Source organism: Rickettsiales endosymbiont of Trichoplax sp. H2 (assembly GCF_009690945.1).
In the GTDB taxonomy this organism is placed as follows: domain Bacteria; phylum Pseudomonadota; class Alphaproteobacteria; order Rickettsiales; family Midichloriaceae; genus Aquirickettsia; species Aquirickettsia rohweri.
This window is the reverse complement of the sequence record NZ_NPHZ01000001.1, coordinates 334,703-350,078: the sequence shown is the minus strand read 5'-3', so window position 1 is coordinate 350,078 and position 15,376 is coordinate 334,703. Positions and strand designations below refer to the sequence as shown.

Sequence of the window (15,376 nt, the reverse complement as noted above, 5' to 3'; positions counted from 1 at the left end):
ATTCAGTAGGATTATTAATGGAGCATTGAATAAAAGCAGTAAATAATTAAAAATGAAGTTGGGATCGAAAGTAATGCTATTAGGTTTTCTAATTTACTTGCTTTTCCTGGTGCTGGCCCAAATCTATTATTACCTTTACTTCCAGGCATAAAAAAGATAAACAAATTAAAAATTACACCAATTACAGGGATAAGCTTTAATAATAAAAACCAACCTGAGCAATTGAAATCATGTAACCTTTTAATTTCTATTAATATAAGCATCACAAAAAGCACTATAAATATTATAATACTTGTGACTAATATTAACATATTTGATACTGCGGCTTCTAAAATAAAAATAATGGGAGCTATTAAACAAGTATAAATTCCTATTAGTGCGAAACATTTAACACGATTAATCCTATTTGGAAGATTAACAACATCTATAAATTTTATTAATTTAGAAAGCATAATTTTCCCTATTTATTAAAAACTATTCTTTACCCTTGTGTACAATAAAATACATTCCACTAAAGACTATAAATGAATAGCCTATAAGTGAATATACATCTGGTATGGCTTCTTTTAAAATTAAACAAGCAAATATACCAGTAAAAGGTAATCTTAAATAATCAAAAGGCCCAACTATAGACATGTCAGATAATTTATAAGCTCTAAAAAATGATACCTTATGCAATAAACTTGCCAATCCTGCGGAAAGAATTAGTAATAATGATTGAGTTGTAAACTCTGGCCATTTTGCACAAGACATATTGATATCAAAATTACTAAAAACAAATGAAAATTTGAAAAATGCTAATGGCAGAGCAAAAATTGATGCAAATAGACTTGAATAAAATAATTGTGCTCTAGAATGCTCAGTTTTAGTTAATTTTTTTATAATTACATTATTAATAGACCAAAATAATAATGCTAAAAATGCAAAGTAATGACCTTTATTTATATTTTTTCCAAAACTTTGAAAATCTTCAATAAATATAATTCCTATAATACTACCTAATAGTAAAATAATCTTAGGCAAAGTGATTTTTTCATTAAATACTAATATTCCAGCAATAACCATAAAAACAGGTGTTAATTCTGATATAGCAGCTGCATTGATCACATTCATTACTGATACAGCATAAAACATTGAGAGTGATCCCATTATACTGAAAAAACCTCTTAAGGCATGAAAGAATAATTTTTTAGTTTTTAAATGATGAATAAAGCCTAATTTTAAACATGAACACAATGTTAAAATTAAAATAGTAATTTTATATAAAAAGCCCACTTGATTAGAAGTAAAGCCTAAATTATTTGTTAAAATTTTAACTATAATATATAACAAAGACATAAAAAATGCATTTGCTATCATTAATAAAATACCTGACAAGTGCTTGGAAGGCTTAAAAGAAATAATAGATTTAATCACAAAACTAAAAACTATATAATAAAGTTTTTTATTACTGTATATTCATGGTATATGTCAATATAATTTTATATTGATTATTAAATTTAATAGATTATTAATATAGCTAAATAGTGCAAACTATGGAAGGGTGGCCGAGCGGCTTAAGGCGCACGCTTGGAAAGCGTGTTTACCCTCACAGGTAACAAGGGTTCGAATCCCTTTCCTTCCGCCAGGGTAAAGGGCATGAATAAAAAAATGATATTATTATGAATAATTTAAAGAAACCTGAATGGTTAAGAGTAAAGGCTCCAACAGGAGAAATTTTTGAAAAAACTAAAAAGATTGTAAAAGAAAAATCCTTAAATACAGTATGTGAAGAAGCTGCATGCCCAAATATAGGCGAATGCTGGAATAAAAAACATGCAACATTTATTATTCTTGGTAGTGTTTGCACAAGAGCTTGTAGATTTTGTAATATTGAAACAGGCTTGCCAGATAAATTAGATCCACATGAACCCGAAAAAATTGCTAAATCTGTTTTTGAATTAGGATTGAAACATGTTGTTATAACTTCTGTAGATAGAGATGATTTAGAAGATGGAGGAGCTAATCATTTTGCAAAATGTATACTGGAAGTAAAAAATAAATGTTCTGATGTGACTATTGAAGTATTAACCCCTGATTTTTTGAGAAAAGGAGATGTATATAAAATTATTGTAGATGCTAAACCTGAAGTATTTAACCATAATATAGAAACAGTTCCATCTTTGTATCCAAAAATTAGGCCAGGATCAAGATATTTTAATTCTTTAAATTTATTAAGTAATGTAAAAAAATATGATAAAAATATTTTTACAAAATCTGGCATGATGGTTGGTTTAGGGGAGAATTCAGAAGAAGTATTGCAGGTTATGGATGATTTAAGATCTGCAGGTGTTAACTTTTTGACTATAGGTCAGTATTTACAACCTACTTCAAAACATGCTACTGTTAAAAAATATGTTGAACCTGATGAGTTTAAATATTACGAAAAAATGGCAAAAGTGAAGGGATTTGAAATGGTTTCAGCTACCCCACTTACTAGATCTTCTTATCATGCAGAGGAAGATTTTTTAAAATTGAAACAAAAATGTATTAATGAATAGTATTAGGGATAATAAATTTAAAATATTTTATTGGAATAAAAAGCAATGTAAAAAAAATTTAAAAGCATTATTATTTATTTGTATTTTTACTTTGCTAGCTATAGATACTTTAAAATTTAAAATTTTAAATAAAAAATTTTATGATATATCATCATCTACATACTCTGTAATATCTTATCCTATACATTTAATTCAGGATAGATATTATAAATTGAAAAATTATTTCTCACTTGTAAATAGTAAGCAGGATATATATTTAGAAAATCAGCAATTAAAAAAATTAATTCAAAATATAGAACTAATTAAGGAAGAAAATAAAAATCTTAGGCGCTTAGTTAATTTTCAAGATAATTTTCATTTTTCAAAAGTTACTAGTAGAGTTGTAGTTGAATCAATAGATAACTTTGATAAACAGTATTTGTTAAATATTGGACTGCATAATGGGGTTAAAAAGGGATATGCAATAGTAGATGATAGTAAATTAATTGGAAGGATCATAGATGTAAATGATAGATCATCAAAAATGCAATTAATTAGCAGCAATCAATCTAAAATTCCTGTGATGGTTTTGGGTACTGAGTATAGTGGAATTATGAGTGGTGGTAAAAAAGAAGGATATTTAAAGTTATTCTACTTACCTCAACAAGCAAAAATTGATGATAATGCAATAGTTGTGACATCTGGAGAAGGTGGATATATGCCATATGGTATTTATGTAGGTAAAATAAAAAAAATTAATGGACAATTTTTTGTTAAAACATGTTTAAAATGTGAAAATTCTTTTAGATTAGTTAGTGTGTTAAAACCTGAAGAAAATTTTGCTAATGCAAAAATTAAAAACTAAAATAATAATCAGTAAATATGAACTAGAAGTTTTTATTGGCATTTCTCAAGAAGAAAGGACACATAAACAAAAAATCATATTAATAATAGAAATTTTTTTTACAGAGGTGCCACAAGCTATTAATTCTGACAACATTAAAGATACAATATGCTATTATAACTTATGTAATAAATTAAAGCAGTTTAATAACAAGGTTTACTGCACTATAGAGTTTCTTGCTCAACAAATATTTGAATTGCTAAATAATATAATATATCCTAATAGTTTAAGGTTAGAAGTAAAAAAATTTCCAATGATTGAAAATCTTAAAGGAGATATTAGCTTTGTAATTGAAAATTGTGATAAATAACCATTTTATGAAAAGTAAGTTTATAATCATTATAATCATAACAATTTTATTTATTATATTTTTTAAAAAAGATATAGGTCCAATTGCACTAGACAATGATAAATTACTTTATACAATATATACAGTATTAGTTTTATCTGCATTAATAATTGCTATATTTAACTCTAAAACTTTATTTAAACAGCTTATAAAAGCTGCTGAAGCTTGGGTAATTATTATAGGCGTACTATTAATAGGATTTAGTTATAAAAGCGAATTAGTAAGGATTTATAATAGGGTTTATGCTAATTTAATACCAGGTAATTATGTCAAAGACAATAAAAAGACCGTTATTGTTTATGCAAATCAATATGGTCATTATTATGTTAATTCTATAACTCAAGGAGCTAATATTAAATATCTAATTGATACTGGGGCAACCACAGTATCATTAACCAGAGCAGATGCAGAAAAAATAGGAATTGATATTAATAAATTAAACTACACTCAAAAAGTTTCAACAGCAAATGGTATTGTATTATCTGCTCCAGTAAAATTGGATTATATTCAGATTAATGATATTATAGTTGAAGATATTAGGGCTTCAGTTAGCCAAGACAATGGCTTAGAAAAATCACTACTTGGAATGAGTTTTTTGAATAAATTAAATTCTTTTGAAGTTTCTGATGACTCATTAAAAATGATTGGAGAATAAGCATTAATAAATAGCTATTTAGTGGGGGTAACAATGTGTGTAAAAAAATTTAATAGACTTTTAATATATTTACTTTATTTTGCTGTATTATTATTTTTATTTAATTTATTAAGAGTTATGGTAAACGATGATATCCAACCACCAATAGCAAAGAAGGATCAAAGTATTTCTAAAAATTTTAATGATGAAAAAATTGATTTTTATTCTTGGTTAAGGGATGAAAATTACCCTAAAGTTAATAATAATGAAATATTAGACTATCTTAAATTTGAAAATAATTATTCTAAATATGAGTTATCTAGGTATTCAGATTTAATTGATAAAATATACAATGAAGTTAAAGATAGGATAAATGAAGAAGATGAAACAGTACCAATTAAAATAGATGATTATTACTATTATTCATATATTAGTAAGGACATGGATTATTGGGTGCATTCAAGAAAATACAAATCACTAGAAAATAAAGAAGAAATATTAATAGATGAAAATAAATTAGCTCAAGACCATGATTATTGTAATGTTAAAGGTATTAAAATTAGTCCAGATCATAAATTAATTGCATATGCAGTAGATTATAAAGGTAATGAAGAATATGAAATAAAAGTAAAAAATATAAAACAAGATAAATTGTTAAATGATTATATTCCAAATACATTTGGTGAATTGGTTTGGCATGAAAATAATAAAGGATTTTTCTATATTCCAACTGGTGAAAATTGGAGAGCTAAAAAAGTATTATTTCATAAATTAGGAACTAGTTATGAAAAAGATATATTAGTTTATGAGGAAAAAGATATAACTTTTAGTGTTAATATTTACAAAAGTAATAGTAAAAAATATTTAATAATTGTTTCTGGAAATAATGAAGAAAATGAAGATTATTTTATTAATTTATCTAAAAATAATTTAGAACCCAAGCTTTTCTATAAAAGAAAAAGTGGTCATAAATATTTTATTAATGATCATAATAATAAATTCTTTATTATAACGAATGATAAAGGTAAAAATTTCAGAATTGCTGAGATTGATAAAGATAATATGAATAAACCATGGAAAGATTTTGTTGCTTATTCAAAAAGTAGATATATTAGAAACTTTGAACTGTACAATCAAAACATGGTTATTACATCTTCTAATAATCATAATGGCCTGCTAGATATTGAAATAATAAACTTAGAAAATGGATTTTCAAAAAAATTGGCTTTTCCTAATCAAAGCTATCATGTTGATGTTATTTTTACTACCTATGATGCAGATGGTTTTAGATTTAATTATAGTTCGCTATCTACGCCACTTACTATAAAAGAGTATAATTTTAAATCAGGAAAAGAAAAAATATTAAAAGTTGACAAAATTCCTTCAGGATTTGATTTAAATAATTATAAAGTTAAGAGATTATATGCAAAAGCCAGAGATGGCAAAAAAGTTCCCATCTCATTAATTTATAAAAAAGATAAATTTAAATTAGGATCAGATAATCCTTTGTATCTATATGGATATGGGTCATATGGAATATCAATCCCACAGACATTTAGAAAAAATATATTTTCATTAGTTGATAGGGGATTTGTTTATGCCATTGCTCATGTTAGAGGTGGTGATGACTTAGGATATGAATGGTATGAATCTGCTAAATTTCTAAATAAAAAGAATACTTTTTATGATTTTATTGATTCTGCAAAATATTTAATAACTAATAAATACGTAAAAAAAGGAAATATCACTATTATGGGAGGAAGTGCAGGAGGTATATTAGTTGGATTTTGTGCAAATGAAGAACCAGAATTATTTAATACTGTTGTTGCACATGTTCCTTTCGTAGATGTACTTAATACAATGCTTGATGAAAGCTTACCACTTACACCAGGAGAATTTAAAGAATGGGGAAATCCTAAAGAAAAAGAATATTATGATTATATAAAAAGTTATTCTCCATATGATAATGTTAAAAAGCAAAATTATCCCCATTTTTTTATAACAGCAGGATTGAGCGATCCAAGGGTAACATATTGGGAACCTGCAAAATGGGTAGCAAAATTAAGAGAATATAAAACAGATAAAAATAAAATATTGTTTAAAATTAATATGGATGCAGGACATGCTGGCAAAACAGGAAGATATACACATTTAAAAGAAATTGCTGAAGAATATGCTTTTGTAATTGAAAAAGCAAAGTAATTTAATAAAAAATTTTTATTTAGTTGCATGAAGTTAGAGTTTTGTTAGAATCTCTTATTATTATATGAACAACCCGATATTGACTAATAATATCCAATTGCGATGGAAAGTTTTAATAGATACTTTAACAATCTAACAATCATTGACGTTTCAATAGTCCTTATACATTTTTTTATTTGTATAATGATTGGTTTTTATCACTGGAGAAAAATTAAGACAGATGTAGATTTTTATTCACTTAATTTTGGTAAATCATTACCAACAATTTTAATATGTACTATTTTCGCAACAGCAATTGGTGGTGGCACTATTATGGGGTATGTAAATGAAATTTATAAAAATTCTATAATATTAATCTTTATCATTACTCAACCACTTTACTGGATCATTACAAGTAAAGTGCTTTTATCTGGCATTGATAGAATAAAAGATTGCAAAACTTTAACACAAATAATGAATAAAATTTTTGGCAGATCTGGAAAAATGATAGGGCTTTATACTGTTTTACTAGAAAGTATAGGGGCATCATCAATGCAAATTATTGCATTTGGTCTTATATGTGAATATTTTTTTCAACTTAATTTTTTAAGTGGCATTTTAATTGGAATTGTAGTTATTAATATATATTCACTTTTAGGTGGATTAAGAGGTGTTATAACTATAGATATAATGCAATTTTTAATTTTTTTCATAGTAATACCAGCTTCATATGTAGTTATGATTAAAAATTCAAATTTTGATGACAATTTTATAAACACAATTTCATTTTCAAAATTTAATGTAGAATTGAATTTTATTATTATAATTACCTTATTAATTCAATCATTATTACCTGATTTCGCACCACCATTAACTCAGAGATATATGATGCTTGCACATGATAAAAATGCACTTAAGCTTGTTTTTAAAAAACTATTTATGATTGCAACTCCATTTATGTTTTCTTTATGCTTAATAGCATATTTAATTATAATTAATTCTGGAGATAAAATATTATCAGCTAATGTTGTGTTCAATTATATTGATTGGTTACCTTTAGGTATAAAAGGGCTTATGATATCAGGTTTGTTTGCAGTGGTTATGTCTACAGCCGATTCTTTTATTAATGCCACCAGTGATATTATAATTAATGATTTTTTAAAACAGTATTTACCCAAAACAAAACCAAAACATTTGTTATTACTTACAAGAATTATAATTATTTTGCTTTCATTGTTCTCATTTTTATTCATAATATATAAAGATGAATTACTTTATTTGGTGTTTATACTTAAAGGATTTGGAACTAATACACTAATTATTCCATTATCGGCTGTATTATTAGGGTTTAATATAACAAAAAAACAGTTTCTATTAAGTTTTTCTTTAAGTGCTTCTTTTATAATTTGCAATATTTTATTTTTAAAAGAATATGCATATACTATTTCCTTATCAGGATTTTTAGGAAGTTTTTTAGGGTTGTTTCTTAACAAAAAATTCTTTGACTATATTAAAAAAATAAATAAATTACATCTTTGGTTTTATAAAAAGATTGTAAATATGATTTCTAATATTAACGGATTTTATTCAAAATATAAGTTTACTAAAAGCAATAGAGTATACAATCCAATAAAGAATGTTAAATCTGTTATTCCACCAAATTTTAGTATATTTATTTTATCTTACTATTTTGTTTTTTCTCTATATATAGATAGTGATAGTAGTTACTTGCCTTATCTTATGATTATTGGATATGCATTAATATTACTTTTATTAATAAGAGATGTATTATTTACAGAGAAATTTTTAAATAAATATTCACATATATTTTTTTACTTTTGCATTACATTTTGTCTTCCTTTTTTATCTAGTTATATGCTGTTTTATTATGTAGACTCTAAACAAGGTGACTATATATGGGTGATTAACTCATTACTTACTACTTTTTTATTATATCAATTTTTAAATGCTAGTGCATTTTTAATAAGCATGAGCATTGGTTTTCTATGTGGTTGTGCACTTTATATGTATGAACACCAATCAATTAATTTTGGATATCCTGCCAAATTGGTTTTTTATGTATATCTATCTTTTTTGTTTATTTCACAAATTATTGCCAGAGATAAAGAAAAAGAATTAAAAATGAAAGAAGATATTCAAGATGATAAATTTAAGATGGTACAAACTTTTGGTGAAATGATGGCCCATGAATTAAAAAACCCTGTTACGTTATTAAAAACTCAAGCTGAAATGTTTCAGATGATTATAGATAATACAAAAAAAATGAATGATAAAGAAACTGAAAAATATGTTATAAATTCTGATGATTATCAAAGCTTTAATTTTGGTAATAAAATATCTTTAGAAGTTTCTCAACACGGAATTAACACTATAGATAATCTTTTAACTTCACTAAGAGGACCGAGTAAAGGACATACTAGCACTGTAACCTTGATAAGCACTATAATTAATGCAGCAATAAAAGAATGTTCTTTAGCATATCCTGAAGCTCAAGACATACAATTAGACTTAGAAGATTTTCAGATTAAATATAATTTTCATAATTTAAAGCATGTAATAATAAACTTAATTAAAAATGCATATGCTCACAATGGAAGGAATGTAAAAATAGAGATAAAAAGTAATGATAATGTATTATGTTTTATTGATTATGGAATAGGTATTAGTGAAAAGGTTATAAACAAAATTTTTGATAAATTTTTCACTAACAACAGAAATGGCACAGGCCTTGGACTTTCATATTGTAAATTAATTATGTCTGATATTAATGGTTCCATTAAATGTGAATCTATAGAAGGAAAATATACTAAATTTATTCTTAAATTTCCTAAAGTTAATTATTAAGCGTTTTCCTGGATTGCCACGGATGTTTACAACATCCTCGCAATGACTGTTGCTAAATTTGTCATCACGAGGTAGTAATGTAATTCCGACTGTGGTGATCCAGGAATATCGACTCATTCACGTTTGGAGAGGCATGAAGCTATTTCTGATAATCTATAATTATATAAAAAACACTTGAAGTTGACGTTGTATAGGGTTACCTATACAGTTAAGGCGTTTTTAAAACGTTATTTAACAAAAACGGAGGTTATCATGACAAAATTTTATACTACAGCTTTAATAGCTTTAACATTAACTGTTCTTACTTTTAGCAATGTATTTGCAACTGGTGGATGGTAAAATAATTTAACAAAAAACGGAGGTTATCATGACAAAATTTTATACTACAGCTTTAATAGCTTTAACATTAACTGTTCTTACTTTTAGCAATGTATTTGCGACTGGTGGATGGTAAAATAATTTAACAAAAAACGGAGGTTATTATGATAAAATCTAGTTTTTTGTTGTTTATAAATAAGAATTCTGCTTGTACTTTAAGTTTGTGAAGAAAATTGAGTTAAGTGATAAACTATAATAATTTCGTGAGGGGTAATTTTATACTATAGGTTATCACTAAAGTTTTCTTAATCTTTGCAAAATTGTAGAAGTATTAATGGATTATGGGATTAAGTCGCTTAAAATAGCACTTATTAATGGTGAGAAAAAATATCATGTTCTAACCAACCTAATAAATCAAGTTTTGTTTTAGTTGGTAAAAACTTAAAACATTCATCAGCTATTTCCATTTTATTTTCTCTAAGCAATAAAATAGACATTTTATCTCGTAATTGATGTAAATATTTAACATCTTGTGCAGCATAGTTAAGCTGCTTTTTATTTAAATTTAAAGCACCCCAATCTGATGATTGTTGCTGTTTTGAAATTTTAACTTCAAGTAATTCACTGCATAATTCCAATAAACTATGATGGTGAGTGTAAGTTCTACAAAGTTTGGATGCTATTTTTGTACAAAAAATATTTTCAATTTCTATTTCTAGATATTTTTGAATTATGGCTACATCAAATCTTGCATAATGAAAAATTTTAACTCTTGTTTTATCAGTTAAAAATTTTTTTAAATTTGGAGAATTAAAATTTCTATTTTTAAAATGAATTAAATGTATTGCATTTAACTCATCAGCTAATTGTAATACGCATAGCCTATCCCTATGGTTATTTAAGCCCATAGCTTCTGTATCAATTGCAAGGTCGCCTTTTAAATCTAAATCACTTGGAATATCATCAATATGATATTTGTAATTATATTGCATTTTAACCTTGTTTAGCCTTAAATTTTGGATTTTTCTTATTTATAACGTATAGCTTACCTTTTCTTTTGATAAGCTTGCAATTTAAATCTCTTTTCTTTGCTGATTTTAATGATGACAATACTTTCATTTTACTTTTTTTAAACTTCTATTTTGAAATAAATAATATTTTTTAGCATTATTTACAAGCTTTTTATAGACAAAAAGCTTTTATAATTATAAAAAATTAACTTAATTAGGTTTTATTTTAATATACTTTTTATTTTTTAAATGAATTTAGGGGTTTTTCATAAAAAGGCCGGTTCCTTTAAGTTAAAGGATTTAATAAAAGATGTAGAGGTTGTTGATGAAGTTATTGGAGACGATAATATATTAGTTTCTAATATCACAACACTTAAAAAAGCAACAAATAAAGATATTACATTTTTTCATAATTCAAAATATATTAATGACTTAAAAGAAACAAAAGCCGCTTTTTGTATTCTTAGAGAAGATCATAAATCGTATGCTCCAAAATCAATGGGATTAATTATAACAAAAAACCCACAATTAGTTTTTGCAAAAATTATTGATAAATTTTATCCTGAGCCTAAAATTCAACCCTGTATTTCACAATCAGCTTTTATTGCATCATCTGCTAAAATTGGTAAAAATTGTTGCATTTGTCATGGAGCAGTAATTGGTGAAGGAGCTATTATTGGTGATGAAGTTTATATTGGTTATAACTCAGTGATTGGTGATGGAGTAATCGTAGAAGATAATTCTTCTATTCAATCTGGTTGCACTATCGCTTTTACAAAAATTGGCAAAAATTGTAAAGTATATACTGGAGTTAAGATTGGTCAAGATGGATTTGGTTTTGTGCCAGGAGGCCCAAAAGTTAGACAAGTTGGTGCTATTGAAATTGGTGATAATGTCGAAATTGGTGCAAATAGCTGTATTGATAGAGGCACATTAGAAAATACAGTTATAAAAGATAATTGCAAAATTGATAACTTAGTTCAAATTGGACATAATGTTATTATTGGTGAAAATACTATCATTGCAGCTCAAACCGGAATTTCTGGTAGTACAAAAATAGGTGATAATGTTTTAATTGGTGGTCAAGCAGGGATAGCAGGACACTTAAATATAGAAAACAAGGTAATGATTGCAGGCAAATCTGGGGTGATAAATGATCTTGAAGAAGGAGAAATAGTAGGTGGTTACCCTGCAATAAAAATAAATAATTGGCATAGGCAAAATATTTTTTTAAAAAATCAAATAATAAAAAGAAAAATATAAATCATGAAAACTATTTTAGATATTTCAGAAATAAAAAAGATAATTCCTCATAGATATCCTTTTTTATTATTAGATAAAGTTTTAGAATTAAACCCTAATAAAAACCTCATTGCTTTAAAAAATGTTACTGTAAATGAAGATTTTTTCAATGGTCACTTTCCCCAAAAACCTGTTATGCCTGGAGTTTTAATCGTTGAATCTATGGCACAAGCAGCAGCAGTTTTTGCAGCAAAAAGTGTTAATCAAAATAGTGAAGCTACCAATCAGATAATATATTTAATATCTATTGAAAAAGCACATTTTAGAAAACCTGTTGTTCCAGGTGATAGTATGTATATTCATATTAAACAAGTTCAAGCAAGAAGAAATATTTGGAAAATGTCTGGCGAAGCTAAAGTTGATAATGATAAAGTTGCAGATGCTATTTTTTCTGCAATGTTAGTTAAAGAATAAAAATAAATAAGATGATTCATAAAACAGCTATCATTCAAAAAGGAGCTAAAATTCATTCTAATGTAGAAATAGGCCCATATTGTTGTATAGGGCATAATGTAGAATTAGCCGAAGGAGTAAAATTGCATGCTCATGTATGTATTGATGGAATCACATATATTGGAGAAAACACTGAAATTTTTCCTTTTGCATCTATAGGATATAACCCTCAAGATCTTAAATATAGCGGTGAAAATTCTAAAGTAATAATTGGGAAAAATAATATTATTAGAGAGTATTGCACCATTAATACAGGTACAAAGCATGGAAATATGAAAACAGTTATAGGAAATAACTGCTTATTAATGATTAGCTCACATATTGCTCATGACTGTATAGTAGGTGATAATGTTATACTTGCTAATAATGCAACCCTTGGCGGACATGTTATAATTGATGATAACGCTATTATTGGAGGACTTTCTGCTATTCACCAGTTTGTTAGAGTTGGAAAATTTGCAATTGTTGGTGGAGTTAGTGCGGTTGTTGAAAATGTTGTACCATTTGCAAGTGTTTCAGGGGACAGAGCAAAAATAATTGGAATTAATATAATTGGTATGAAAAGAAATAATTATAGCAAATCCTCTATTATTAAGGTCAAAAAAGTTTTTAAAGAAATTTTTAGCAAAAATAATAATATAAATTTTAATGAAAAAATTAAAGCAGTAGAAAATAATCATATAGATAATGAATCGTTAGAAATAATTAAATTTTTAAAAGATGATAATAAAAGGGGATTCTGTATGCCAAATAAAAATTGGTTATTAGATGAATAAAATAAACTCAATAGGAATTATCGCTGGACAAGGCTTATTGCCTAAAATAATTTATGATGAATGCTTAAATAAAGGAATAAAAGTAAAAATTATAGGTTTAAAAGGTGAAACAAATGAAAAAATCTTTAAAGGAATTAATTACGATTTATTCCATCCCTATAGCATAAGTAATATTTTTAATTACTTACAATCTAATAATTTAAAAAATATAGTAATTGCCGGAAAAGTTAAAAGAATTCATTTATCTAAATTAATTTTTGATAAAATTGGTTTTAAAATATTTACACAAATAATAAAAAGTGGATTTAATGATAATAGTATATATTCAATAATTATAAAATTTTTTGAAAATCATGGATTTAAAATTATATCTCCCAATACTATAGCAAAAGATATTTTAGTAAAAAGTGGAGTAATGACAAATTGTGAAATTCCTAAAAAACAAAAAGAAGATATTGAAAAGGGTGTGGACATTTTAAAAGGAATTATAAAATATGATATAGGACAAGCTATGATTATTAATAATGGTTTGGTCTTAGGTGTAGAAGCTGTTGAAGGTACTAATGAATTAATTAAAAGATGTTTCAAGTATAAAGATCAAGAGATTGGGGGTATTTTGATAAAATTATGCAAACCTCATCAAGATAAAAGACTAGATTTACCATGTATTGGGCCGGATACAATAAAAAATATTGCAAAATACTCTTATAAGGGTATAGTCGTTGAAGCAAAAAAATCAATTATTATTGCAAGCGAAACTACAATAAAGCTTGCTAATGAAAACAAAATTTTTATTTATGGAGTTTAAAGTATGTTTGATTCAATTGATGAAATAATTGAAGAAGCTAAATTAGGTAAGCCCTTTATTATTACAGATGATGAAGATAGAGAAAATGAAGGAGATATCATTTTTCCTGCACAGTTTATTACAGAAGAACTAATTAGATTAATGATAATGCATGCAAGAGGCTTAATTTGTGTTGCAATAAACCAAAATATTGCTGATAAATTTGATTTAAAGTTACATCCACGAAGAAATGTAGCTAAATTTGAAACAGCTTTTACATATTCTATTGATTCTAAAAAAGGTGGTTCTACAGGAATGTCAGCATATGATAAAACAAATACAATACGAAATTTAGTAAATGAAGGTTCTACAGTTGATGATTTTAAAGTTCCTGGACATGTATTTCCAGTCATTGCCAGAGATAAAGGCGTACTTGAAAGAAGGGGACATACTGAAGCTGCTATTGACATTGCAAAACTAGCAAATCTAAAACCAATAATGGTTATTTGTGAAATTATAAATGATGATGGAACTATGGCTAGACAAAATGATTTAATAAAATTTTCAAAAAAGCATGGTATGAAAATTTCTAGTGTAGAAAAGTTAGTTGATTATATTCAAAATAAAAATTAATGAATAAAAAATCAAAAAGTATTATAATAGCATTTGATGGAACTGCAGCATCTGGAAAAGGTACAGTTGCCAAATCACTTGCTGAAAAGCTTAGATATGATTATCTCGATACAGGTTTAATGTTTAGAAAAGTAGCATATTTTTCTATTAAAAATAAAGTTAATTTATCAAATATAGAAAAAATTTGTGAATTAATTTATAGAATTGATTTTGCAAAGCCAATCCCATTATCTGAAATTTATTCTGATGAAGTTAGCGATTTAAGCTCTAAAATAGCAGAATTTAACATTATTAGAGAAAAATTATTAAATATTCAAAGAGAATTTGCTAAAGGTAAAAATGGGATTGTAGTTGATGGGCGGGATATTGGTACTGTTGTTTTTCCAAATGCAGATTTTAAGTTTTTTTTTGATGCAAATATTGAAGAAAGAGCTAGAAGACGCTATAAACAGTTGCAAAAAATGGGAAAAAGTATTAAACTGCAAAAAGTACTTGAGTATCTTAAAATTAGAGACAAAAGGGATATAGAGCGTAAAAGTGCTCCATTGCTTAAAGCTGACGATTCGATGCTAATTGATACTACCCAAATGACCATCGAAGAAAGTTTAAATATAATATTAAATAAATTAAAATTTAAATAACCAT

16 protein-coding genes and 1 tRNA gene are annotated in these 15,376 nt (G+C 26.0%); 13 read left to right on the top strand and 4 right to left on the bottom strand.

All coding sequences use genetic code 11. The features are described 5' to 3' along the window. Window positions 1-14: 14 nt before the first annotated feature. Window positions 15-452, bottom strand: a complete 438-nt coding sequence (locus h2es_RS01890) for a DUF805 domain-containing protein (RefSeq protein WP_154510882.1) — start codon at window positions 450-452, stop codon at window positions 15-17. A gap of 22 nt (window positions 453-474) precedes the next feature. Next, window positions 475-1,416 (bottom strand): DMT family transporter, encoded by a 942-nt coding sequence (locus tag h2es_RS01885; RefSeq protein WP_154510880.1) that lies wholly within the window; start codon window positions 1,414-1,416, stop codon window positions 475-477. A 121-nt stretch (window positions 1,417-1,537) separates the two neighbouring features. On the opposite strand from h2es_RS01885, the gene h2es_RS01880 reads away from it, so the two are divergent. The 7 genes from h2es_RS01880 (at window position 1,538) to h2es_RS01850 (ending at window position 9,452) form a co-directional block, all read left to right on the top strand. Further along, window positions 1,538-1,627 (top strand) — tRNA-Ser (locus h2es_RS01880). Between the two features lie 34 nt (window positions 1,628-1,661). Beyond that, complete coding sequence (gene lipA, locus h2es_RS01875) at window positions 1,662-2,540, top strand: lipoyl synthase (RefSeq protein ID WP_154510878.1); 879 nt, start codon at window positions 1,662-1,664, stop codon at window positions 2,538-2,540. Beyond that, window positions 2,533-3,384: a rod shape-determining protein MreC gene (gene mreC / locus h2es_RS01870; protein WP_154510876.1), complete on the top strand. Its 852-nt coding sequence runs from the start codon at window positions 2,533-2,535 to the stop codon at window positions 3,382-3,384. The genes lipA and mreC overlap by 8 nt, the downstream gene beginning before the upstream one ends. Next, window positions 3,365-3,733 (top strand): dihydroneopterin aldolase, encoded by a 369-nt coding sequence (locus tag h2es_RS01865; protein WP_154510874.1) that lies wholly within the window; start codon window positions 3,365-3,367, stop codon window positions 3,731-3,733. Before mreC ends, h2es_RS01865 begins: the two co-directional genes overlap by 20 nt. Window positions 3,734-3,740: 7 nt before the next feature. Beyond that, the gene (locus tag h2es_RS01860; RefSeq protein ID WP_154510872.1) at window positions 3,741-4,427 is read left to right on the top strand and encodes a retropepsin-like aspartic protease family protein; all 687 of its coding nucleotides are present in this window, start codon (window positions 3,741-3,743) and stop codon (window positions 4,425-4,427) included. A gap of 33 nt (window positions 4,428-4,460) precedes the next feature. Beyond that, complete coding sequence (locus tag h2es_RS01855; RefSeq protein WP_154510870.1) at window positions 4,461-6,608, top strand: S9 family peptidase; 2,148 nt, start codon at window positions 4,461-4,463, stop codon at window positions 6,606-6,608. Between the two features lie 102 nt (window positions 6,609-6,710). Next, window positions 6,711-9,452, top strand: coding sequence for a sodium:solute symporter family transporter (locus h2es_RS01850; protein WP_154510868.1), 2,742 nt, complete (start codon window positions 6,711-6,713; stop codon window positions 9,450-9,452). 689 nt (window positions 9,453-10,141) lie between these two features. Here h2es_RS01850 and h2es_RS01845 read toward each other — a convergent pair. Both h2es_RS01845 and ykgO read right to left on the bottom strand, forming a co-directional pair. Continuing rightward, a complete protein-coding gene (locus h2es_RS01845) occupies window positions 10,142-10,762 on the bottom strand; it encodes a ribonuclease D (protein WP_154510866.1) in 621 nt (206 codons plus the stop codon). A 1-nt stretch (window position 10,763) separates the two neighbouring features. After that, window positions 10,764-10,889 carry a type B 50S ribosomal protein L36 gene (gene ykgO, locus h2es_RS01840; protein ID WP_126044791.1) on the bottom strand — a complete coding sequence of 42 codons (126 nt, stop codon included), beginning with the start codon at window positions 10,887-10,889 and terminating at the stop codon, window positions 10,764-10,766. A 140-nt stretch (window positions 10,890-11,029) separates the two neighbouring features. Between ykgO and lpxD the strand changes: the two genes are divergently transcribed. Genes lpxD through cmk form a run of 6 tightly spaced genes read left to right on the top strand, consistent with a single transcriptional unit; the run spans window position 11,030 to window position 15,372 of the window. Beyond that, a complete protein-coding gene (gene lpxD / locus h2es_RS01835) occupies window positions 11,030-12,043 on the top strand; it encodes a UDP-3-O-(3-hydroxymyristoyl)glucosamine N-acyltransferase (protein WP_126044792.1) in 1,014 nt (337 codons plus the stop codon). Between the two features lie 3 nt (window positions 12,044-12,046). Further along, complete coding sequence (gene fabZ, locus h2es_RS01830) at window positions 12,047-12,496, top strand: 3-hydroxyacyl-ACP dehydratase FabZ (RefSeq protein WP_154510864.1); 450 nt, start codon at window positions 12,047-12,049, stop codon at window positions 12,494-12,496. 11 nt (window positions 12,497-12,507) lie between these two features. Then, window positions 12,508-13,311: an acyl-ACP--UDP-N-acetylglucosamine O-acyltransferase gene (gene lpxA / locus h2es_RS01825; protein WP_154510862.1), complete on the top strand. Its 804-nt coding sequence runs from the start codon at window positions 12,508-12,510 to the stop codon at window positions 13,309-13,311. Further along, window positions 13,304-14,119: an LpxI family protein gene (locus h2es_RS01820; protein ID WP_154510860.1), complete on the top strand. Its 816-nt coding sequence runs from the start codon at window positions 13,304-13,306 to the stop codon at window positions 14,117-14,119. The genes lpxA and h2es_RS01820 overlap by 8 nt, the downstream gene beginning before the upstream one ends. Before the next feature lie 3 nt (window positions 14,120-14,122). Beyond that, a complete protein-coding gene (ribB, locus tag h2es_RS01815) occupies window positions 14,123-14,731 on the top strand; it encodes a 3,4-dihydroxy-2-butanone-4-phosphate synthase (RefSeq protein WP_126044796.1) in 609 nt (202 codons plus the stop codon). After that, complete coding sequence (cmk, locus tag h2es_RS01810) at window positions 14,731-15,372, top strand: (d)CMP kinase (RefSeq protein ID WP_154510858.1); 642 nt, start codon at window positions 14,731-14,733, stop codon at window positions 15,370-15,372. Before ribB ends, cmk begins: the two co-directional genes overlap by 1 nt. Window positions 15,373-15,376 lie beyond the last annotated feature (4 nt).

What these genes read in the sequence shown, in the direction of transcription:
- h2es_RS01890 (WP_154510882.1), bottom strand. Translation starts at nt 452, where the DNA reads ATGCTTTCTAAATTAATAAAATTTATAGATGTTGTTAATCTTCCAAAT.
- lipA (WP_154510878.1), top strand. Translation starts at nt 1,662, where the DNA reads ATGAATAATTTAAAGAAACCTGAATGGTTAAGAGTAAAGGCTCCAACA.
- mreC (WP_154510876.1), top strand. Translation starts at nt 2,533, where the DNA reads ATGAATAGTATTAGGGATAATAAATTTAAAATATTTTATTGGAATAAA.
- h2es_RS01865 (WP_154510874.1), top strand. Translation starts at nt 3,365, where the DNA reads ATGCAAAAATTAAAAACTAAAATAATAATCAGTAAATATGAACTAGAA.
- h2es_RS01860 (WP_154510872.1), top strand. Translation starts at nt 3,741, where the DNA reads ATGAAAAGTAAGTTTATAATCATTATAATCATAACAATTTTATTTATT.
- h2es_RS01855 (WP_154510870.1), top strand. Translation starts at nt 4,461, where the DNA reads ATGTGTGTAAAAAAATTTAATAGACTTTTAATATATTTACTTTATTTT.
- h2es_RS01850 (WP_154510868.1), top strand. Translation starts at nt 6,711, where the DNA reads ATGGAAAGTTTTAATAGATACTTTAACAATCTAACAATCATTGACGTT.
- h2es_RS01845 (WP_154510866.1), bottom strand. Translation starts at nt 10,762, where the DNA reads ATGCAATATAATTACAAATATCATATTGATGATATTCCAAGTGATTTA.
- ykgO (WP_126044791.1), bottom strand. Translation starts at nt 10,889, where the DNA reads ATGAAAGTATTGTCATCATTAAAATCAGCAAAGAAAAGAGATTTAAAT.
- lpxD (WP_126044792.1), top strand. Translation starts at nt 11,030, where the DNA reads ATGAATTTAGGGGTTTTTCATAAAAAGGCCGGTTCCTTTAAGTTAAAG.
- fabZ (WP_154510864.1), top strand. Translation starts at nt 12,047, where the DNA reads ATGAAAACTATTTTAGATATTTCAGAAATAAAAAAGATAATTCCTCAT.
- lpxA (WP_154510862.1), top strand. Translation starts at nt 12,508, where the DNA reads ATGATTCATAAAACAGCTATCATTCAAAAAGGAGCTAAAATTCATTCT.
- h2es_RS01820 (WP_154510860.1), top strand. Translation starts at nt 13,304, where the DNA reads ATGAATAAAATAAACTCAATAGGAATTATCGCTGGACAAGGCTTATTG.
- ribB (WP_126044796.1), top strand. Translation starts at nt 14,123, where the DNA reads ATGTTTGATTCAATTGATGAAATAATTGAAGAAGCTAAATTAGGTAAG.
- cmk (WP_154510858.1), top strand. Translation starts at nt 14,731, where the DNA reads ATGAATAAAAAATCAAAAAGTATTATAATAGCATTTGATGGAACTGCA.